Annotated in this window: 22 protein-coding genes; 15 read left to right on the top strand and 7 right to left on the bottom strand. The window is 32.5% G+C overall.

What is annotated here, in order from left to right; translation table 11 throughout:
• Nucleotide 1: 1 nt before the first annotated feature.
• From ACVEGE_RS16170 to ACVEGE_RS16100, 15 genes are all read left to right on the top strand, one after another.
• Nucleotides 2-772, top strand: coding sequence for an ABC transporter ATP-binding protein (locus tag ACVEGE_RS16170; protein WP_192501607.1), 771 nt, complete (start codon nucleotides 2-4; stop codon nucleotides 770-772).
• A 24-nt stretch (nucleotides 773-796) separates the two neighbouring features.
• Nucleotides 797-1,528 (top strand): MlaD family protein, encoded by a 732-nt coding sequence (locus tag ACVEGE_RS16165; RefSeq protein ID WP_173851885.1) that lies wholly within the window; start codon nucleotides 797-799, stop codon nucleotides 1,526-1,528.
• 353 nt (nucleotides 1,529-1,881) lie between these two features.
• Nucleotides 1,882-2,322 carry a sll1863 family stress response protein gene (locus tag ACVEGE_RS16160; protein ID WP_192501606.1) on the top strand — a complete coding sequence of 147 codons (441 nt, stop codon included), beginning with the start codon at nucleotides 1,882-1,884 and terminating at the stop codon, nucleotides 2,320-2,322.
• Between the two features lie 172 nt (nucleotides 2,323-2,494).
• The gene (locus ACVEGE_RS16155; protein WP_173857130.1) at nucleotides 2,495-3,130 is read left to right on the top strand and encodes a porin family protein; all 636 of its coding nucleotides are present in this window, start codon (nucleotides 2,495-2,497) and stop codon (nucleotides 3,128-3,130) included.
• Nucleotides 3,131-3,170: 40 nt separating this feature from the next.
• Nucleotides 3,171-3,323 carry a lmo0937 family membrane protein gene (locus ACVEGE_RS16150; protein ID WP_173851879.1) on the top strand — a complete coding sequence of 51 codons (153 nt, stop codon included), beginning with the start codon at nucleotides 3,171-3,173 and terminating at the stop codon, nucleotides 3,321-3,323.
• A 42-nt stretch (nucleotides 3,324-3,365) separates the two neighbouring features.
• The gene (locus ACVEGE_RS16145; RefSeq protein ID WP_192501605.1) at nucleotides 3,366-3,662 is read left to right on the top strand and encodes a YtxH domain-containing protein; all 297 of its coding nucleotides are present in this window, start codon (nucleotides 3,366-3,368) and stop codon (nucleotides 3,660-3,662) included.
• 18 nt (nucleotides 3,663-3,680) lie between these two features.
• Entirely contained in the window at nucleotides 3,681-4,028 is a 348-nt protein-coding gene (locus ACVEGE_RS16140) for a phage holin family protein (RefSeq protein WP_192501604.1), read from the top strand.
• A 1-nt stretch (nucleotide 4,029) separates the two neighbouring features.
• A complete protein-coding gene (locus ACVEGE_RS16135) occupies nucleotides 4,030-4,374 on the top strand; it encodes a hypothetical protein (RefSeq protein ID WP_173851873.1) in 345 nt (114 codons plus the stop codon).
• 180 nt (nucleotides 4,375-4,554) lie between these two features.
• Nucleotides 4,555-5,025 carry a nuclear transport factor 2 family protein gene (locus ACVEGE_RS16130; protein WP_192501603.1) on the top strand — a complete coding sequence of 157 codons (471 nt, stop codon included), beginning with the start codon at nucleotides 4,555-4,557 and terminating at the stop codon, nucleotides 5,023-5,025.
• Nucleotides 5,025-5,471: a DUF1572 family protein gene (locus ACVEGE_RS16125; RefSeq protein WP_173851869.1), complete on the top strand. Its 447-nt coding sequence runs from the start codon at nucleotides 5,025-5,027 to the stop codon at nucleotides 5,469-5,471. The genes ACVEGE_RS16130 and ACVEGE_RS16125 overlap by 1 nt, the downstream gene beginning before the upstream one ends.
• Before the next feature lie 239 nt (nucleotides 5,472-5,710).
• Nucleotides 5,711-7,489, top strand: coding sequence for an APC family permease (locus ACVEGE_RS16120; RefSeq protein ID WP_173851867.1), 1,779 nt, complete (start codon nucleotides 5,711-5,713; stop codon nucleotides 7,487-7,489).
• A 34-nt stretch (nucleotides 7,490-7,523) separates the two neighbouring features.
• Nucleotides 7,524-8,333 (top strand): mechanosensitive ion channel family protein, encoded by an 810-nt coding sequence (locus tag ACVEGE_RS16115; protein WP_173851865.1) that lies wholly within the window; start codon nucleotides 7,524-7,526, stop codon nucleotides 8,331-8,333.
• Between the two features lie 2 nt (nucleotides 8,334-8,335).
• Nucleotides 8,336-9,235: a mechanosensitive ion channel family protein gene (locus ACVEGE_RS16110; protein WP_173857128.1), complete on the top strand. Its 900-nt coding sequence runs from the start codon at nucleotides 8,336-8,338 to the stop codon at nucleotides 9,233-9,235.
• 3 nt (nucleotides 9,236-9,238) lie between these two features.
• Nucleotides 9,239-10,474, top strand: a complete 1,236-nt coding sequence (locus ACVEGE_RS16105; protein ID WP_192501602.1) for a cation:proton antiporter — start codon at nucleotides 9,239-9,241, stop codon at nucleotides 10,472-10,474.
• 116 nt (nucleotides 10,475-10,590) lie between these two features.
• Complete coding sequence (locus ACVEGE_RS16100) at nucleotides 10,591-11,409, top strand: transporter (protein WP_192501601.1); 819 nt, start codon at nucleotides 10,591-10,593, stop codon at nucleotides 11,407-11,409.
• Between the two features lie 106 nt (nucleotides 11,410-11,515).
• Here ACVEGE_RS16100 and ACVEGE_RS16095 read toward each other — a convergent pair whose 3' ends face one another.
• From ACVEGE_RS16095 to ACVEGE_RS16065, 7 genes are all read right to left on the bottom strand, one after another.
• Complete coding sequence (locus ACVEGE_RS16095) at nucleotides 11,516-12,568, bottom strand: o-succinylbenzoate synthase (protein WP_192501600.1); 1,053 nt, start codon at nucleotides 12,566-12,568, stop codon at nucleotides 11,516-11,518.
• Nucleotides 12,569-13,038: 470 nt separating this feature from the next.
• Complete coding sequence (locus ACVEGE_RS16090; RefSeq protein WP_370566997.1) at nucleotides 13,039-14,238, bottom strand: tetratricopeptide repeat protein; 1,200 nt, start codon at nucleotides 14,236-14,238, stop codon at nucleotides 13,039-13,041.
• A 198-nt stretch (nucleotides 14,239-14,436) separates the two neighbouring features.
• The gene (locus ACVEGE_RS16085) at nucleotides 14,437-15,114 is read right to left on the bottom strand and encodes a metal-dependent hydrolase (protein ID WP_173857125.1); all 678 of its coding nucleotides are present in this window, start codon (nucleotides 15,112-15,114) and stop codon (nucleotides 14,437-14,439) included.
• Between the two features lie 24 nt (nucleotides 15,115-15,138).
• A complete protein-coding gene (gene menA, locus ACVEGE_RS16080; RefSeq protein WP_173851853.1) occupies nucleotides 15,139-16,101 on the bottom strand; it encodes a 1,4-dihydroxy-2-naphthoate octaprenyltransferase in 963 nt (320 codons plus the stop codon).
• Nucleotides 16,102-16,172: 71 nt separating this feature from the next.
• Nucleotides 16,173-17,678: a PH domain-containing protein gene (locus ACVEGE_RS16075; protein WP_192501599.1), complete on the bottom strand. Its 1,506-nt coding sequence runs from the start codon at nucleotides 17,676-17,678 to the stop codon at nucleotides 16,173-16,175.
• Entirely contained in the window at nucleotides 17,678-18,193 is a 516-nt protein-coding gene (locus ACVEGE_RS16070; RefSeq protein WP_173857123.1) for a PH domain-containing protein, read from the bottom strand. The genes ACVEGE_RS16075 and ACVEGE_RS16070 overlap by 1 nt, the downstream gene beginning before the upstream one ends.
• Before the next feature lie 33 nt (nucleotides 18,194-18,226).
• Nucleotides 18,227-19,060 carry a 1,4-dihydroxy-2-naphthoyl-CoA synthase gene (locus ACVEGE_RS16065; RefSeq protein ID WP_370566999.1) on the bottom strand — a complete coding sequence of 278 codons (834 nt, stop codon included), beginning with the start codon at nucleotides 19,058-19,060 and terminating at the stop codon, nucleotides 18,227-18,229.
• Between the last annotated feature and the right edge of the window lie 545 nt (nucleotides 19,061-19,605).

Genomic DNA, 19,605 nt, shown 5'->3' with positions numbered 1-19,605 from the left:
TATGACTCAACAACAAACTCTAAACAATAATTCAAACAATAACGTTGCTGCAATTGAAATCAAAAATTTGTACAAAACCTTTGGAGAAGACAACCATGTTCTTAAAGGTATTAACCTTACAGTAAATAAAGGTGAAGATTTAGTTATCCTAGGAAAATCAGGTACTGGTAAATCCATAACAATTAAATGTATTGTAGGATTGATAAAAGCTGACGAGGGAGAAATAAAAGTCCTAGGACATGACATCACCAAACTCAATACGCAAGAACTCAATAAAATCAGGGTTAAAGTGGGTTTTCTTTTCCAAAATGCTGCGTTATATGATTCTATGTCGGTTCGAGAAAATTTAGATTTTACTCTTCGTAGGCATTTTGACTCCCTTACTGAAGCAGAAATTGAAAGCGAAATAAAAGATGTTCTTGAAAGCGTAGGTCTTGCGGAAGCAATTGATAAAATGCCCTCAGAACTTTCTGGAGGAATGCGCAAACGCATTGGCTTAGCCAGAACCTTAATTTTAAAACCTGAAATTATACTTTATGATGAGCCTACTACTGGGTTAGACACCATCACATCAAAGGAAATCAGTGAATTAATTCTAAGTATTCAAGAGGAACGTAAAACATCCTCAATAATTATTACCCATGATATGGCTTGCGCCAAAATGACTGCAGACCGTATTATGATTTTAAAAGATGGTGTTATCCATGCCGAAGGAACCTATCAAGAATTAGAAAACAGTGAAGAAGAATGGGTTCGTTCTTTTTTTATATAAATAATAAACCAAAAGCAATTAACAATGAATAAGCAATCAAATCATATCTGGAAATTAGGAATGTTCGTCATTGGTGCATTAGTAGTATTTGCAGCGACAATATTCTTCATAGGAAAACAACAAAACCTTTTTGGAAACACCTTCATCCTACAAGCAAACTTTAAAAACGTAAGCGGTCTAATGGTAGGAAACAATGTTCGTTTTTCTGGAATAACAATTGGAACTGTTGATGAAGTACAATTAATATCCGACTCAACAGTGGTAGTTAAAATGTCAATTGAGAAAGACGTTCAAAAATTCATTAAAACTGATGCTAAAGCTAGTATTGGATCAGATGGTTTAATGGGAGATAAAGTTTTAACGATTTCTCCAGGAACACATTCTAACAAAATGATTGCAGAAAATGGCCGTATCGGTTCTGTTGCCTCTGTAGAAATGGACGAAATCATGAAAAGTGCACAGGTAACAATGGAAAACGCTAGTGTAATCACTCAAGAACTAGCTCAGTTTAGCTACGATATGAACAACGGAAATGGTGCTTTATCAAAATTATTAACCGATGAAGATTTTGCAAACAGCTTAGATAAGACTATGAATAACTTGCAAAAAGGAACCAAAGGTTTGAGTGAAAATATGGAAGCAGCAAAACACAATTTCTTACTAAGAGGATTTTTTAAGAAAAAGCAACGAGAAGAAGAAAAGAAAAAAGAAGCTCTTGAAAAAGCAAAAGAAGAAGCTGCAGAAAAGAAAAAATAAACCACTCGCTATTGAAAACCTAGATTGGGCTAAACAGCTTTAATATTTAAAATTTTTAATAACATAACTTACTAATCTTAAACTGATTATCACTGATTAAATCATTTAAATCTGTAGTATAAAAGGAATCTTTTTAAACTCTATTTAAGAATAATAAAAAATACACTTTACATTATAATTATATCCATCACCCTTTGCTTTTACAAGTAGAGGGTGATTTTTTATATAAAGTAATACTTTAAACTATAATATGTAAATATCACAATAATAGATAAAAGTATTGTAATATAAATTATTGTTTATTGGGGGATATTTGTAGTAACAAAATACAATAATAATTAAACACAACCAACATGAAAAGAGCAATCTATACCCTAGCGTTTGCGCTATTGATTACTGGAACGACTTTAGTTTCGTGTAAACAAACTACAGAAGAAGAAACAATAGAAGCTAACACTGACGAATCAGAAGGAACATCTGTGATGGTGAAAAGCACTACTCAAAATAAAGAATGGGAAGCTTTTAAAATTAGCACTGACAGTACTATCAATCGAAATGAAATGCGCATTGCTGAATTAAAAGTCAGAATGAAAGACAGTAAAAAAACTATTGATTCAAGTTATCAAAACAAAGTGATTCAACTTGAAGAAAAAAATCAAGAGATGAAAATGAAACTAGACAATTATAAAAATGATGCTAGTGAAAATTGGGATTCTTTTAAAACAGAACTTAATTACGATATGAACGAATTAGGGAATGCATTAAAAGACCTTACAGTCGATAATAAAAAATAAAAATACTAGAAATTACATAGTAATATAAGAGGTCAAATACTAATAATTTCATTGCTTTAAGCAAAAATGTAAATAACATAACTTTTGCCTAAAGTTGTATAACACAAACGCTCACGAAGAGTGCGACCTTTGAAATATCAAAACAATCAATAACAAACAAACAAAAATTAAAATGAAAAAATCAAGAAAAATAGCCTTAGCAAGTTTTTTATTTAGTTGTCTAGCATATACAGGTGTTCATGCACAAGACGGAATCGCTAAACCAGCAACAATAGGTTTTAAAGGGGGAGTAAATTTCTCTAACTTATATTCTAATGACAATGGTGTAGATGACAACAACGTTTTAACTGGTTTCAATGCAGGTTTATATGCTAAATTACCAATTACAAATTCATTTGCTATTCAACCAGAGGTGTATTACACTACAAAAGGTGCTGAACTAACTTATGACAACGCACTTATATCAGGAAAGTCAAAATTTAAAGTAAACTATGTTGAGGTTCCTGTATTAGCAGTGATCAATATTACTGAAAATTTTAATGTTCATGCGGGTCCTTACGCTGCTTATATGGTAAGCGGAAAAACAAGTACTAATTCTAGTCTTTTTGATTCAGAAAATGAATTAGATACTAATGACTTTAAGAGATTTGAAGCAGGAATTGCTGCAGGTGTAGGTGTTGATTTTGAATTGTTAAGTTTCGGAGTAAGATACAACTACGGTTTAACTAAAATTGGAAAAGAAAATACTATCGCGCAAGATGCAAAAAACAGTGTACTTAATGTATACGTAGGATTTGCATTGAATTAATAAAAAACAAAAATAAATTTAATAACTAAAATACAAAATCATGAGTAACCTATTATATACAGTAGCCGTAATCTTAATCATTTTTTGGGCAATCGGATTCTTTGCGTACAGCGCAGGAGCAATTATTCATATTCTTTTAGTAATCGCAATTATTGCAATATTATTGAGACTGATACAAGGAAAACGCCTATAATTTTAGGCACAAAAATATTAATAACAAATAAATAAAATTATTATGAAAACGAACAACACAATATTAGGAGTTTTAGGTGGAATTGCTGTAGGAGCACTTTTAGGAATATTATTTGCACCAGATAAAGGAGAAAAAACAAGAAAGAAAATCAAAGATAAAAGTACTGATTACGCTGATGACTTATCAGGTAAATTCAACTCTGCTGTAGATACAATTTCAAAAAAATACGACGAATTAAAGTCGGAAACTAAAAGTATGTATGCTGAAGGAAAATCACAACTTGAGGATACAAAGAAAGAGTTAGAAAAAGAAACGGAACGTTTAAAAGCACAAGTATAATCGCTTAAAACTTAAATTATGAGTAACAACGCAACATCAATAGAAGTTCTATTTGAAAAAATACAGGATTACACTAAGACCACTATAGAGCTAACAAAGCTGAACGCTATTGCAAAATCTACAGACGTTTTATCGTCATTTATGACCCGAATAGTTGTTTCTATTGCTGTTGCAATGTTTATTATGTTGTTGAGCTTTGGAATTTCATTTATGATTGGCGAAATGATGGGTAATATATATTGGGGCTTCTTTATCGTAGCTGCATTCTATTTACTACTTGCTATTATTCTATACTTGTTTAGAGGTGAATGGATTAAAAAACCTATAAGTGACAAAATTATAGCTAAACTTTTAAAACATAAATAAGATGAAAGAGCGCAATCATACAGCAACATTAGAAGAAACAATACGTGTTTTAAAAATCAAGCAAACGCAGGAATTAGTAGTACTAAATGAACAATTTCAAAATGTTTATGATAGTGTTAAACCTGCTAATTTAATCAAGTCTACTATTAATGAGATAGTAAATACACCCAACTTGAAACATAACTTGATCAATAATTTAATTGGTTTATCAACGGGTTATTTATCAAAGAAAATCATGTTTGGAGGTGCTAAAGGTCCTGTCAAAAAAGTATTAGGAACCGTTGCGCAGTTTTTTATAACCAACTTTGTTTCTAAACATAGTGATAGCATTACCAACAAACTATAAATTACTTAAAACCAATGTTTTTTTAATTAAATAGTATTTAATTATTATAACAACACTTACCTAAAATCGAGAAATTCTTTTCTCGATTTTTTTTTATTTTACAAATAAGCGACTTAAATTATTGATAAAAGTAAAATGTAATCTTAAAAAATGTATTTTTACTAGATACTTTATAAAATTATGACTGAAAACGAAAAAACAATCCATAAATTCTATAGCGCTTTTGCGAAAGCAAATTACAAAGAAATGGTAACATGTTATCATCACGATATTCAATTTAGAGATCCCGTTTTTAAATCTTTAAGTGGTAAAGAGGTCGGTAATATGTGGCAAATGCTATTGGAACGAAGTAAAGGAAATATAAAAATTGAATTCTCAAACATACAAGCTGACGATTATACCGGAAGCGCACAATGGATAGCAACGTATAATTTTAGTAAAACAAATAGAAAGGTTGTCAATGTAATTCATGCTAGCTTTAACTTCAAAGACGGCTTAATTATTAAGCATCAAGATAATTTTGATTTGTGGAAATGGTCAAAACAAGCCTTTGGTATTCCTGGATATTTGTTGGGATGGACAGGTTATATGCAACAAAAAATTCAAACTACAGCAGAACAGTCTTTAAAAAAATTTGAACAAACAATCTAATGTTAGCCAATATATTAAAAGACAGCTATAATCGAGATCTAAACAAACTCAAATTAGAACTTATGGCTTATTCTAATCAAAGTGACTTGTGGTTGACCGATAAAGAAATAACTAATTCGGCTGGTAATTTATGTTTACACCTCATAGGAAACCTTAAAACCTATATTGGTGGCGCTTTAGCAAATAGCAATTATACTAGAAACAGACCCGAAGAATTTTCTCAGATAAATATTTCTAGAAATCAATTAATAAAGCAAATTGATGCTGTTATAATCGAGATAAACCAGGTTTTAGACACCATTACCACAACAGCATTAGAGTGCGACTATCCTATTTTAGTATTTGATAAAAAAACTACAATAGCGTATATATTGACCCATTTAACGACACATCTTAGCTATCATACGGGGCAAATTAATTACCACAGGCGCTTATTATCATCTTAAATTAGTAAAATTTTCTACATTGTTTATTAATACTTTTAGATTAAAAGCTTAAAAATAGTAAAAACAAATCCTTGGATTCCAAATAATTAAGTAACTACATCATTAAAGTTAGTAACAGTATAAAAATCTAAAACACAGTATAACAATAAGCTAATACATACTTTTTGGGTTTGTAGGATCTAATTAGTATCTTGCAATGCTAAATAAATGTTAAAATAACGATAAATTATTATATTAAAATGAAAAAAATAATGCACAAAAAACTGAATGAATTACAAGCAACAGCAATTTGCGGAAATGACATTAGCTCCTCCTGTTTGTATGTTTCTGCACTTACTATAATGTACGCAGGGCAATATGCTTGGATTTCTTTATTATTTGTTGCTGTAGTACTGTTTTTATTTAGAAAAATATATGGCGAAGTAGTTGGTGCCTTACCTTTAAATGGAGGAGCATACAACGTACTTTTAAATACTTCTTCAAAAAGATTGGCTTCTGTAGCGGCAACCTTAACGGTACTGTCATATATGGCAACTGCAGTAATTTCAGCTTCTGAAGGAGTGCACTATTTAAGTAATATAATTCCTCAAATACATTCTACATTTAGTTTATTCTATATTGAGTTCAGCTTTATTACAATTGCTACAGTAATTATCTTATTGATTTTTACCACCTTAGCTATTATAGGTATTGGAGAGTCAGCAATTGTTGCAGTGGTCATTTTTATCACGCACTTATCTACATTAACTTTATTAGTAATTGCTTCAGTTTGGTTTATATTCATGAACGGATTTGAAGTTTTTAGTATGAACTGGAGTCTGCCTATTACATCAGGAACAATTGTCAACGCCTTGTTTTTAGGATTTTCGGCGGCAATGTTAGGAATTTCTGGTTTTGAAAGTTCGGCCAACTTTGTTGAAGAACAAGAAGTTGGTGTTTTTCCAAAAACACTTCGTAACATGTGGGCAATTGTTAGTTTTTTCAATCCCGTAATTGCGTTATTACTTATTTGTATCATTCCCCTAGCACAAGTGGGAGAACACCAAGAATCATTGCTTGCCTTTTTAGGGCAAACAACTGGCGGATCCTGGTTAGCTTATTTAATATCTATTGATGCTGTTTTAGTATTGTGCGGAGCTGTACTGACTTCATTTGTTGGAGTTTCTGGATTATTAAACCGTATGACATTAGATAGAATTTTACCTAATTACTTTTTAAAGCAAAATAAAAGAGGTTCTAATTACCGTATCATCATTAGCTTTTTAGTTTTATGTGTATCGGTTTTATTTGTTACAAAAGGAGATATCATAGCTCTAGCAGGTGTTTACACATTTTCATTTTTAGCTGTAATGGCATTATTTGGAATAGGAAACTTACTATTGAAATTTAAACGAAAAAAATTACCAAGACCTGAAAAAGCACGAGGTATTTCTGTTGTAATTGCTGTGGCGTTAATTATCACTGCTTTTATTGGAAATATGAAATTGAATCTTGCTTCTTTTTATACTTTTTTACAGTATTTAGTGCCTGCCTTTGGTTTTGTAGCCATTATGCTTAACCGTTCGCTAATCATTAGACTTTTAATAGAAGCTTTAGAATATTTCTACAAACCGTTACGTAAAATGGTCATCTTTAGTAACCGTTATTTATTAAAAATGAATCTAAAGATAAATTCCCAAGAATTTGTATTTTTTACTAAAGGAGACGATGTTGCAATCATAAATAAAGTAATGCAGTACGTTCAGAATAACGAAACTACAAAGAAATTAAAAATTGTAAATATTAATAAAGATCAAGAGGATAATCAATTATTGATTAAAGATTTAAAAGTACTTGATCGTGCTTACCCTGAAATCGACATTGAATTCATTGAATTAGAAGGGGAATTTGGACCTAAAATCATTGATGAATTATCAATTAAATGGGGAATTCCTAAAAACTTTATGTTCATTGGTTCTCCTGGGGATCGTTTTTCATACCGTGTTTCTGAACTTGGTGGGGTACGTTTAATTATGTAATTCTAAAAAACCAAGCGCTTAATTTAAACCATACATGGAACAAATATTATACTATACGCTTATTAAAATAGGTGCTTATAACTTACAAATTATAAGCATCCTTAAGCTTATAGCTTTTATATTAATTATTCTAATAACTTTAAAAGTAATTAGAAAAGCAATTTATCGAATTGATAAGATTGATGTTGGTAAAAAATATTCTATCTACAATTTGATAAAATATTTAGTAACTGTTGTTGCCATAATCATTGGTTTAGAAATGTTTGGTTTCAACTTATCTGTATTGGTTGCAGGTTCTGCAGCATTGCTTGTAGGTGTTGGTTTAGGATTACAAAATTTATTTAGTGATTTTATATCAGGAATTATTCTTCTTGTGGACTCCTCTGTAAAGGTTAATGATGTTTTAGAATCAAATGGCTTAGTATGTATTGTAAAAGAAATCAATATGAGGACCACGACAGTACTTACCCGTGATGATAAATTCATTATTCTACCCAATTCTGATCTAACAAGAAACCAATTAATTAACTGGACACATAGCGACATTACATCAAGATTTGATGTAGCTGTGGGCGTTGATTATACTTCAGATGTTGACCAAGTAATGCTATTACTAAAACAGGCAATTGACGAGCAAGAAGGCGTTTTAAAAGAACCAAAACCTTTTGTACGTTTTAATGATTTTGGAGATTCTTCGTTGGATTTCGGAATTTACTTCTGGTCTGAAGATGTCTTTAGAGTCGAAAATAGAAAAAGCGAACTAAGAGTTCGGATATTTCAATTATTTAAAAAACATAACATCACTATCCCATTTCCACAACGCGTTGTACATATCAGTAAATAAATATGGAAGAGCAAATTCAAGAATATCTATATAATCCCACTGTTGGAAAAATTGTGACTTTTCTTATTGGCATGGGCGTTATCTGGGTTTTAATAAATCTACTTCAAAAAAAGTTGTTTACTAAAATACAAGACAACGACAACCGCTATAAGGCAAAAAAAATAAGCACTTTTATAGGTTACCTAATAACAATCGTATTTCTAACCATTGTATTTAGCGATAAACTAGGTGGATTTACAGTTGCCTTAGGAGTTGCAGGAGCAGGAATAGCCTTTGCTTTGCAAGAAGTAATCGCTTCTTTTGCTGGTTGGCTAGCCATCATGTTTGGTGGTTTTTACAACACAGGAGATCGGGTTCAATTAGGCGGAATCAAAGGTGACGTGATGGATATTGGCGTCTTACGAACTACTATCATGGAAACAGGACAATGGGTTGATGGCGATTTATATAATGGCCGCATTGTTCTTATTGCTAATAGTTATGTTTTTAAAGAACCCGTTTTTAATTACTCAGGCGATTTTCCGTTTTTATGGGATGAAATTAAAATACCTATTCAATACGGAAGCAATTATGACAAAGCACAAGAAATTATCTTAAATGCAGGAAATCTAGTTGCCAAAGACCTAACAGCTGCTTCTAAAGAAAAATGGCATAAACTCCAAAACAAATACCGTCTTGAAGAGGCTCAAACTGAACCAATGGTGTCGCTTGTAGCAAATGACAATTGGGCTGAATACACGCTGCGTTATGTTGTGGGGTATAAAAAAAGAAGGGCTACTAAAACAATATTATTTACCAAAATAATGACCGATATAGAAGCCACAAATGGTCTTGTAAAAATGGCCTCTGCTACATTTCAATTGGTTCAAGCACCCGATTTTAACATTAATATTAAAAAATAACAAATGGATTTCTTTCATCTTTTTTCAGTGCTTATCGTGCTGTCTGCTGGTTTTGCATACATTAATTTCAGAATTTTAAAACTTCCCAATGCTATTGGATTGATGTTTGTTTCTTTAATTTTCTCTTTTATAATGCTAATTCTTGGCTATTACTTCCCTTCATTCAAGGAGAGTATTGCTATCAAAATGGAGGACATTAATTTTAGTGAATTACTTCTCGAAGGTATGTTGAGTTTTATGCTTTTTGCGGGAGCTATCCATATTAAATTCAAGGATTTAAATAACGAAAAACTGAGTATTTTACTTTTTTCAACAATAAGTGTACTGATCAGTACTTTTGTTATTGGGTTTGCTAGTTTCTATTTGTTAAACTTTATGGGTATAAAAGTAGAACTGATTCACGCCATGCTATTTGGAGCCTTAATCTCCCCTACTGACCCTATTGCCGTATTAAGTATTTTAAAAACAGCTGGAGTGACGAAGTCATTAGAAACTAAAATAGCAGGAGAGTCCTTATTTAATGATGGTGTAGCAGTTGTGGTTTTTATCACCATCTTAAAACTAGCAAAACCAGGCACTGATTTTGATTTAACAAATATCTTGATGTTGTTTGGACAAGAAGCAATCGGAGGATTACTATTAGGAGTCGCACTAGGTTATATAGGCTACAAACTTATTGCAAGTATTGATAACTACCAAGTAGAAGTTTTAATCACACTAGCTATTGTAATGGGTGGTTACACATTTGCGCACTACACACATGTTTCTGGACCTCTAGCAATGGTTGCTGCTGGATTAATTACCGGAAATCAAGGGAAAAGTAAAGGTATGTCTGATATTACTGCGGAATATATTGATAAATTTTGGGAATTAATTGATGAAATCCTAAATGCAGTATTGTTTGTGTTAATTGGTTTAGAATTACTAATTATACAAACAAATCAAAAGATTATTATCGCTGCAGTAATCCTATTATTTATAACATTAATTACAAGATATATCTCTGTTTACATTCCGTCAATTGCGGTACGTTTAAAAGAAAGAATTACTCAAAAAACGATTCTTATACTTACTTGGGGTGGACTGAGAGGTGGTATTTCTATAGCGCTTGCATTATCTATTGCACCAGAATATAACAAAGATATCTGGGTAACCATTACTTATGTTATTGTTTGTTTCTCTATTTTAGTTCAAGGAATGACAATAGGAAAATTTGCTAAAAAAATGCAATCAAAATAAAATCACAATACATTATTTATAGCATATCAAATCCGTTTTTTAAATAAAAACGGATTTTTTTGTTTTTTTGTCAGGAAAAATCATGTTTACCGTCTAAATAATAAACCAATAAATATATGAAAAAGAGTATTTTAGTATTATTTATAGCTGTATCCGCTCAGCTTATCCAAGCGCAAAGTCCATGGACAAAAGAAAAAGGAAGGGCTTACGTTCAACTAGGTGTGTCAGGCCTTTTTTATGATAAAGCACAAATTGATGGTGAAAAAATTACTCTCGGAGCTGATTACACTGATGTCACTACACAACTATATACCGAGTACGGAATTACAGATAACCTAGAAGCTTTGCTTATTGTTCCTGTAAAATTTGCTAGCTTTGAGTCTAAGCTAACAAATGCATCCGGAAGTATTTCTGGATTAGGAAACCTAACTTTTGGGCTTAAATACAAGGTTTATGATCATAAATGGAAGATCAGTACTGGATTACAATTTCAAGCTAATACTTCTAAAAAAGATGTAACAAACAGCTTAAGTACCGACTTTAATGCCGCAACATTTATTCCTTACTTAAGTGTAGGAAGTAGTAGTGGTAAATGGTATTATTTTGGAAATATAGGGTATGGTTACATGACAAATGACTACTCTGATTACTTAAAATTCGCTGCTGAATTAGGATATAACATCATCCCAAAAGGACACCTTATACTGGCCTTGGATACTAAAAATCCCGTAGCTAAAGAAAGTGCTTTTGAAAATAATACTTCAAAATGGCCTTCTTATTTGGACCGTCAAACTTATAATGCATTTGGTTTAAAATTTAATTATGAGTTTTCCAAAGACAAATACGGTGCTAATATAGCAACATTTGGCGCTTTTGGAAACGATAATGCACCACTTGCCCCATCAATTAACTTTGCAGTATACGCTAAATTATAAACCTATTTAAGGCAAAAAAAACAACCCAGTTTTTACAATAAAAAAGCGATTCTTACAGCCTTGTGAGAATCGCTTTTTTTGTGAAGTTTAAAGTTAGAATCAAAACTTATAGAACTGCAAAATCATCAAAATCAAATGACCAATTAACATCTTTTTCATACCACAATTGCCCTTCAGAAACTAGCAAGGGGCAATCAAAATTATTAGTATAAAGCGCTCCAGTTCCTAAACCTTGAGGCATTTTATTTTGCTTTAAATACGTCCATTGTGCAATAGCATTTAACCCAATATTACTCTCTAAAGCAGAGGTAATCCACCAGCCAACATCATGCTTTTCAGCTAGCGAAATCCATTCTTGAGTTCCTTTATAACCACCTATAAAACTCGGTTTTAAAATGATGAATTGTGGTTTGATTTTGACTAATAACGCCTCCTTTTCATCATAATTAAACACACCTATCAGCTCTTCATCTAATGCAATGGGTAAAGGAGTGATTTTGCACAACTCTGCCATACTGTCAGTGTTGTTTTTTTGAATAGGCTGCTCAATGCTATGTATTTTAAATTCAGTTAGTTGTGTTATTTTACTTAAAGCTTTATTTATATCAAAAGCACCATTTGCATCTACCCTTATTTCAACCTCTTCGGCTGTGAAATTCTCCCGAATATAACTCAATAATTGCAATTCTTTATCAAAATCGATAGCACCAATTTTTAACTTGACACAATGAAATCCTTGTGCTAGTTTCTCTTCTATTTGCTGCTTCATAAACAACGGTTCCCCCATCCAAACTAAGCCATTAATTAGAATCGATTTACTACCTTCAGTAAACGGTGATGGAAACAGTAAAAAAGGATTTTCACTAAGCAAAGATTGAAATGCCATTTCAACACCAAACTGTATTGAAGGAAACTCAATTAACGCTTCCCAAAGTTGGTTTTCACCCAAATGAATATTATTGCAAGTCCACTGCAATTTTGATTCATAATCAGGTCGATCATCAATACTCAAGCCACGTAAAATTCCGCACTCTCCTATTCCTTTTTTACCGTCTTTTTCAAGTACAATAAACCAAGTTTCTTTTTGGGTTAAAACCCCTCGAGAAGTTCCCGAAGGATGTTTGAAGTCTAAAATATATTTATGGTAAGTTGCTTTCATTTTATAATGTTTTTTTTAATTGCAAAAGAGCGCAAATATTTTTCACAAAGGTTCGCTAAGTTTTATTTTAATTAATCTCGACTACGCTCGATTTGATAATTTCTTATCATCTTGAAAAAAACCTACTGTCAACTCGAACAGAGTCAAGAACTCGTTTTACAATTTCAAAATCAATCTCGACTACGCTCGATTTGACAATTACTTAACATCTTGAATAAAACCTACCGCCAATTCGAGCGGAGTCGAGAACTCGTTTCACAACTACCGTAATCAATCTCGACTCCGCTCGATTTGACACTACTTATCCTCTTATGCAAAATCTATTGTCAGTTCGAGCGGAGTCGAGAAATCGATTTGACACTAATTATCCTCTTGTGCAAAACCTACTGTCACTTCGAGCGGAGTCGAGAACACGTTTACAATTCAAAAAAATCAATATCAGCTCCGCTCGATTTGACAAAATAAACCACCTATTTCACTAACTTCAATACCTTATCAAAATCATCCGAATTTAGTCCCGCTGTTTTGAATACTTGAAAATCTTGCTTCATCTTTTCAACCCAGCTCACGGTATCGGTAACGTTTTGAGATTGGTACTCTTTATAAATTGCTTTTGCGTTTTTATAATCGTCGTTTAGTAAATAGGCGTGCGCTAAACGGAGTTTAATCAATAACTCTGTTTCATCTAGTTTTTCACCTTCTTTTAAAAACTTTATGGCTTTTGCATATTGCTTTGTCAAAATGTAATCAAAACCAATAGCACTATAATCTTTTACGGTAGCTTTCCTATCTGCTATTATCAAGTTATATTGCGCAATTGCGTTGCTGTAATCGCCTCTTTTCTCAAAATCTATAGCTCTAGTCCTAAACGCTTCATTTTGCATCTTAGAAGCCCCTGTTTCAACGAAGCATAGGTCACCAAAATCTTTATAATCCTTAGCTTGTTCTATCGCTAGCATTTTTTGAAACTCTTGGAACTTGTATTTTTTTTGGATTTTTTCTTCTACACAAATACAAAAATCATCAGAATTGACCATTTTTCTGGCTAAAGAGGATGTTTTACATTGATTAATTACCGTTTTTCGGTTGGCTAATGTCCAGCCACGGCTAAGTTTATTATCTACCCAAGGTACAATTTCGAGTACGATTTTTTGTTTCATAATCCAATTTGAACTTTGAAAACCAAACCACAAACTACTGCTACTTGATTGCATGCAGCTCGATTTATCAATCGTAAGGCGTTTGGCATCCTTACTTAACGGCATGTTTTGATTAAAGCAGGCATTATCAGTTTTACCCGTTTTTTGATAGGCTGTAGCCAAATCATTACTAGTAAAAATTACGTAATTGCATTTATCATCTCCGGAGATTTTTGACATCAAGAAAACAGCACCTGCAGATCCTTGACTTATTCCTGTAGGATCAGGAATGGCTTTTAAAAGCGATATTAGACTCGTTGCTAATTGCTGATTATCATCTAGAATGGTAATGCGGTAAATTAGCTCTGTTGTTCCTATGGGAAAATCATCGGCTTTGAAAATTGTGCGCTCTCCAGCAGAAACAATTAGTTCTTTAGTTATGGATCGTTGCTGGTCCCAAAAACCATCTTGTTGCGCAGAAGCTGCTTGATAAATAATGCTAATGAATAGCACAGAAAGTATTTTTTTCACTGGTATGTATTTTAATAACAATAAGCCCTAGCCCAGATGGAAGTGGAAATCCTTTGCGGCCTTCCCGATTTTTAGGGAAGGCAACAAAGATTGCAACGTACAGCTGGAAATAGCTCCTAAAAACGAAACAACTTTAAAAAAATATACCATTAAGACCAAAGTATTTCTCCGGTTGCTTAATGGTATAAAATGAATTATTTATAAATCGATACTTTGTCCAATGTCGAGCAACATTAAATCTTTGCCTGCATCAAAAAACTTTTGAATGGCTTCTTTATGATTGATTTCGATGTATCCAAAAGTATCGTAATGATATCCTAAAATTTTATCACAACCTACAAAATTAGAAGCGATAATAGCATCCTCAACATCCATAGTAAAATTATCACCAATAGGTAGAATAGCCAAATCTAACTTGGTACGCATAGGAATTAGCTGCATGTCCATTGTTAAAGCAGTGTCACCGGCAACATAAATATTTTTATGTTCTCCTTCAATTACAAAACCTCCAGGATTCCCTCCATAAGAACCATCAGGAAACGAACTTGAATGGATTGCATTGACATACTTTACTTTCCCGAAGTCAAAATTCCAACTCCCACCGTGATTCATAGGGTGCGCTGTAAGTCCTTTAGCTGCGTAATGACCTGCGATTTCGGCATTAGACACGATAATGGCATTCGTTCTTTTAGCAATAGTTTCTACGTCTAACACATGATCACCGTGTGCATGAGTAACTAGGATATAGTCGGCTTTTAAGGCATTAATATCAATGTGTGCTGCTAGTGGATTTCCTGAAATAAATGGATCCACTAAAATATGTTTGCCTCCTACTTGGATACCCAAAGAAGCGTGTCCGTAAAATGTAATTTTCATTATGTGAAATTTAAAAATTTATAATTATCTACCTCCTAAGAACGTATTGACAATAACATCCGAAACAAAATAAATCATGCTCAACGCTAGCAATATAGAAAGTGCAAAAGTGCTAAGGGCTAATTTTTTTAATTCTGGGTCTAAAGCTTTTGGTTCTTGGTTTTTATATACGTTGATTAAATGTTTAGTCAAAGGTATGTAAGCTAGTAAAAATAGGTATTGGTCAAACTGAAAATCGCTTATTATAGCAAAAACGACCACTAAAACCATAGCGGTAATAACCAAGAAATAGTGGTATTTTTTAGCATTTTTCCCTCCCATTTTCACTACAACTGTATTTTTTCCTGCAGCTTTATCTGAAGCTTCGTCGCGCATGTTGTTTAAATTTAAAACACCTACACTCAATAAACCTATTGCTGTTGCTGGTAAAAAAAGTTTAAAATCTAGTTCCTGAGAATATAAAAAATTCACTCCCAAAGTACTTACAAGTCCAAAAAATACAAACACAAATAAATCACCAAATCCTTTGTAGCCGTAAGCTGAATTCCCTACAGTGTATCGAATTGCTGATGCAATTGCTACTATTCCTAAAACTAGGTAAAACAGGGAGTAATACAAATTCGTATCTGCGAAAGCATAAAAAATTAGCAATATTGCCGATACTAAGGTCAACAGTGACGTAATAATTATAGCCCGCTTCATAGCTGCTGGAGTAATGACTCCGCTTTGAATTGCGCGCATCGGTCCTACTCGATCTGCATTATCAGTTCCTTTGACTCCATCACCATAATCGTTAGCAAAATTAGATAATATTTGTAATCCTAAAGTTGTCAAAATAGCAAAACCAAATATTTTCCAGTTGAAAACATCAGTTGGTGTCAAGATATTATCTGTTGGGTGTGCCAATGCATAGATGCTTCCTACTATTATACCAGAAACGGACAAGGGTAATGTTCGTAGTCGTGCAGCTTCAATCCAATGTTTCATTTTTATTTTATTTATTTATTATTCTTTTTATTCTATTCTCTATTTATATTTATTCTGTAACCTTACAAAACTCACATCCAATTGCTATTAGAAACTTCTATTTTATACAGCCATAAATTAACATAGTCTTTAATGGTCGAAAAATTTCCTAACTGAAAAGACAGGTTTCCGCCTGCGGTATGGATTGTAACTGATCCAATATTAGCTCTTTTGTGCCAAAATAATTGCGATGTGGTAATGGCTTGTATTTTTCCTGTTTCAACAATGGTATTATCAATATCCCAAGCGCCACTTTGCTTTATGATAAAATCATTTGTGATAAATAAACGGTTGTTTCTAAATCCAAAAACCAATATCGTTCCTACAAACAATACATAGCAAACTGCTCCTATAAAATATTGAAAAAATTGTGGCTCAATATAATATGCAAAAGCCATATACCCACTAAAAGGCAATACAATGGACAAAAATATTGAGAATACTAACTTCCTATAATTTGGTTTTAAAGCCAATCCTTTCTCAGGTATTGTATTGTATAAAAGCGCTAAAATCGCGTCTTTTTCCTCCTTATTACATCCTGGAATCTCAATAAGCGCTTTCTTCTCTTGTTTTTCGCCGCTGGTAGCTTGTTTAATTTTAAGTTCCAGAATATCCATTTTCTTCTGAAAATAATTACTAGTAATGGTAACTAACTGCACTTTATCTGACTTGATGATGGTACTTTTTGTACTCAGCAATCCAAATGATAACAGTAACGATCCGTTTTGCTTTACTATTTTATAATCGAAATATTTAAAAATTACACGAATCAAATTAATAATTAGAATCAAACAAAGCATTACCAACACTATTGGTATTATAAAGGTACTCTGTTCAAAAAAACTATCAATGTTTTGATTTTGAACTTCAAAATCCGACTCTGATAATATGTTCTTAGTGTTTTCGTAAATTGTAATAAAAAAAGCTAAAATCAAACTGAACGTTTTTACGTAATTTGATGTGATTCCAACTTTTAACAAACTCAAAAAACTAATTTTGATAAACGATTCCTCAGCCGTTTTTTCATGTGACGTTACTGGATTAAAAACCCCTTCATTTTCAGCAACTTCATTATTTTCCTTTTCTAAAAGTCTCGCTTTTAATGCTAATGCCAATGAATGAGTAATTGCCTTAATTTGCCCCTCTTTTTCAGCGCTTCCAGCTGTGTCTACATTAATTTCATAAACATTGATCAACCGCTGAATAAACGACTGATTGATATTTACTTGTTGGATTTTATCCAGTTGGATAATGGTTTTTGTTTTATTCAAAATACCTTCTTGAATGACAAACTCCTTATTATCACTGTCCAGATAAAAGGTGAAATTTTTATATTTTAAAAAAGCCACTACAGCAATCAATACTAAAAAAACAAAAACACCTAAAATTAAGTATGCTTTATCTAAGTCTTTGAATCTAATAAAATAGATTAAAACAATAGGTCCTAAAGCACGCAACCATTTTTGCAGTGTATTCATAAACATAATCAAAACCCCTACTGAGGATTGCCTTTGCGGTTGTCCAAATTGTTCCTCCATTAGAGTTTCTTTTGAATTTTACCCATCAACAGCTGTTTGATATCTTCGGCTTGCGCCAAAGCAATTCCTGGAATAGCAATATCACTCGCGCTTCCTCCTGCTGTAAATATTTCTACTTTGGCTAGCCCAAAAATTCTAGCAATAAATCCTTCATGTAAAGCCACGTGTTGAACTCTGTTATACGGAATTACAATAGTATTTGTCGCGATAACACCGCTCTGAAAAATAACATCATGAGTTCTAAATGCAAATGCTTTTTTCTTTACGCTTAAGGCTGCAAACAAAATAACAAATCCAAAAAACAACCCAAAAAGCCCCAATAACGGCATCCAGAATTCTTGTAAGCCTGGGTTAAAAAACAATAGAGCACCAAGTCCGATTCCTAAAATCAAAAAAGTAATCAGAATATTAAGTCCAATAACTTTCCAATAATTAGAATCCAACTTAGACAACGCCACAGCTTCAAATCGAGGAAGCTGTGTGGTGTCAATTACTTCATTTGTAAAATGCTCCATGTAAATTATTTAAATTTTAAAATATTGAAAGTTTTATGGCAACCATTTTTTCTCAAAGTTTGGCTTACGTTTTTCAAGAAATGCGTTTCTACCTTCCTTAGCCTCTTCAGTCATATACGCTAAACGAGTTGCCTCACCAGCAAAAACTTGTTGTCCAACCATACCATCATCAGTAAGGTTCATTGCAAATTTCAACATTTTGATCGCCATAGGAGATTTTCCTAATATTTCTTGCGCCCACTCATAAGCAGTATCTTCTAATTCAGCATGCGGGATTACGGCATTTACCATCCCCATATCCATTGCTTCTTGAGCATTGTAATTGCGACCTAAAAAGAAAATTTCTCTGGCTTTCTTCTGCCCTACCATTTTAGCTAAATAAGCCGACCCGTAACCACCATCAAAGCTTGTTACATCAGCATCTGTTTGTTTAAAAATAGCATGTTCTTTACTAGCAAGAGTCATATCACACACTACGTGTAAACTATGTCCACCACCTACAGCCCAACCTGGAACTACAGCAATAACTACTTTTGGCATAAAACGAATTAAACGTTGTACCTCTAATATATTGAGACGGTGTTGCCCATCTTCACCTACGTATCCTTGATGTCCGCGTGCATTTTGATCCCCTCCACTACAAAAAGAATAAACGCCATCTTTTGACGAAGGTCCTTCTGCCGAAAGTAAAACCACTCCTATCGAGGTGTCCTCTTGAGCGTCATAAAAAGCTTGGTATAATTCCGCTGTTGTTTTAGGTCTAAAAGCATTGCGCACATCAGGTCTATTAAATGCAATACGCGCAACGCCATTGCATTTCTTATAGGTTATATCTTCAAATTCTCTAGCAGTTATCCAGTCCATTATATGAGTTTTAAATTTTATAGTGTAAAATTAAATCATTTTTTACACTTTACAACATTCAACAATAGCTAAAGCTGAACTAAATCGCTCATTCCATTTTCTAAAAAAAAAACAATTTGAAAAAAACACACACTTTTAACAGTTTGTAACTGTATTTTTTACTAATTTTATAACTGTTAATCAACACAATACAGTTGGTTATTTTATTTTAACTGATTTATTAACCTAAAAAAAGAATGCTTTTGAAAAATTCAAATTGCTTTACCACTCTTTTTTGTACGGTACTCAAATTAAAAATCGAAGAAAAAGAGACCAATAGGAACTTATTAAACGAAATAAGGATATTTCAATAGTAACCCCTAAGGTTAAAAAGTAGATTACTATACTTTGATTATACACTAATCAATAAAATGAAAAAGTAAAATCTACTCGTAATAATAGCAACCAGATGGCAATAATGTGAATTTGAGCCTCAATTTTATTTAATAAGTAAAAAAAGGTAAAGACTTAAAAGTAAGACATTATAAAGTAATGGATTTGCAAAATGC

It is taken from the genome of Flavobacterium sp. PL002, assembly GCF_054165825.1.
Note: the sequence above shows the minus strand (reverse complement) of the source record. Positions and strands in the feature narration are given on the sequence as shown.

Bases quoted from the DNA above. Each gene is read 5' to 3' on its own strand.
- ACVEGE_RS16120 (WP_173851867.1), top strand. From the start codon at position 5,711: ATGAAAAAAATAATGCACAAAAAACTGAATGAATTACAAGCAACAGCA.
- ACVEGE_RS16170 (WP_192501607.1), top strand. From the start codon at position 2: ATGACTCAACAACAAACTCTAAACAATAATTCAAACAATAACGTTGCT.
- ACVEGE_RS16125 (WP_173851869.1), top strand. From the start codon at position 5,025: ATGTTAGCCAATATATTAAAAGACAGCTATAATCGAGATCTAAACAAA.
- ACVEGE_RS16135 (WP_173851873.1), top strand. From the start codon at position 4,030: ATGAAAGAGCGCAATCATACAGCAACATTAGAAGAAACAATACGTGTT.
- ACVEGE_RS16150 (WP_173851879.1), top strand. From the start codon at position 3,171: ATGAGTAACCTATTATATACAGTAGCCGTAATCTTAATCATTTTTTGG.
- ACVEGE_RS16140 (WP_192501604.1), top strand. From the start codon at position 3,681: ATGAGTAACAACGCAACATCAATAGAAGTTCTATTTGAAAAAATACAG.
- ACVEGE_RS16095 (WP_192501600.1), bottom strand. From the start codon at position 12,568: ATGAAAGCAACTTACCATAAATATATTTTAGACTTCAAACATCCTTCG.
- ACVEGE_RS16165 (WP_173851885.1), top strand. From the start codon at position 797: ATGAATAAGCAATCAAATCATATCTGGAAATTAGGAATGTTCGTCATT.
- ACVEGE_RS16105 (WP_192501602.1), top strand. From the start codon at position 9,239: ATGGATTTCTTTCATCTTTTTTCAGTGCTTATCGTGCTGTCTGCTGGT.
- menA (WP_173851853.1), bottom strand. From the start codon at position 16,101: ATGAAACATTGGATTGAAGCTGCACGACTACGAACATTACCCTTGTCC.
- ACVEGE_RS16145 (WP_192501605.1), top strand. From the start codon at position 3,366: ATGAAAACGAACAACACAATATTAGGAGTTTTAGGTGGAATTGCTGTA.
- ACVEGE_RS16075 (WP_192501599.1), bottom strand. From the start codon at position 17,678: ATGGAGGAACAATTTGGACAACCGCAAAGGCAATCCTCAGTAGGGGTT.
- ACVEGE_RS16155 (WP_173857130.1), top strand. From the start codon at position 2,495: ATGAAAAAATCAAGAAAAATAGCCTTAGCAAGTTTTTTATTTAGTTGT.
- ACVEGE_RS16130 (WP_192501603.1), top strand. From the start codon at position 4,555: ATGACTGAAAACGAAAAAACAATCCATAAATTCTATAGCGCTTTTGCG.
- ACVEGE_RS16070 (WP_173857123.1), bottom strand. From the start codon at position 18,193: ATGGAGCATTTTACAAATGAAGTAATTGACACCACACAGCTTCCTCGA.
- ACVEGE_RS16085 (WP_173857125.1), bottom strand. From the start codon at position 15,114: ATGAAAATTACATTTTACGGACACGCTTCTTTGGGTATCCAAGTAGGA.
- ACVEGE_RS16100 (WP_192501601.1), top strand. From the start codon at position 10,591: ATGAAAAAGAGTATTTTAGTATTATTTATAGCTGTATCCGCTCAGCTT.
- ACVEGE_RS16115 (WP_173851865.1), top strand. From the start codon at position 7,524: ATGGAACAAATATTATACTATACGCTTATTAAAATAGGTGCTTATAAC.
- ACVEGE_RS16110 (WP_173857128.1), top strand. From the start codon at position 8,336: ATGGAAGAGCAAATTCAAGAATATCTATATAATCCCACTGTTGGAAAA.
- ACVEGE_RS16160 (WP_192501606.1), top strand. From the start codon at position 1,882: ATGAAAAGAGCAATCTATACCCTAGCGTTTGCGCTATTGATTACTGGA.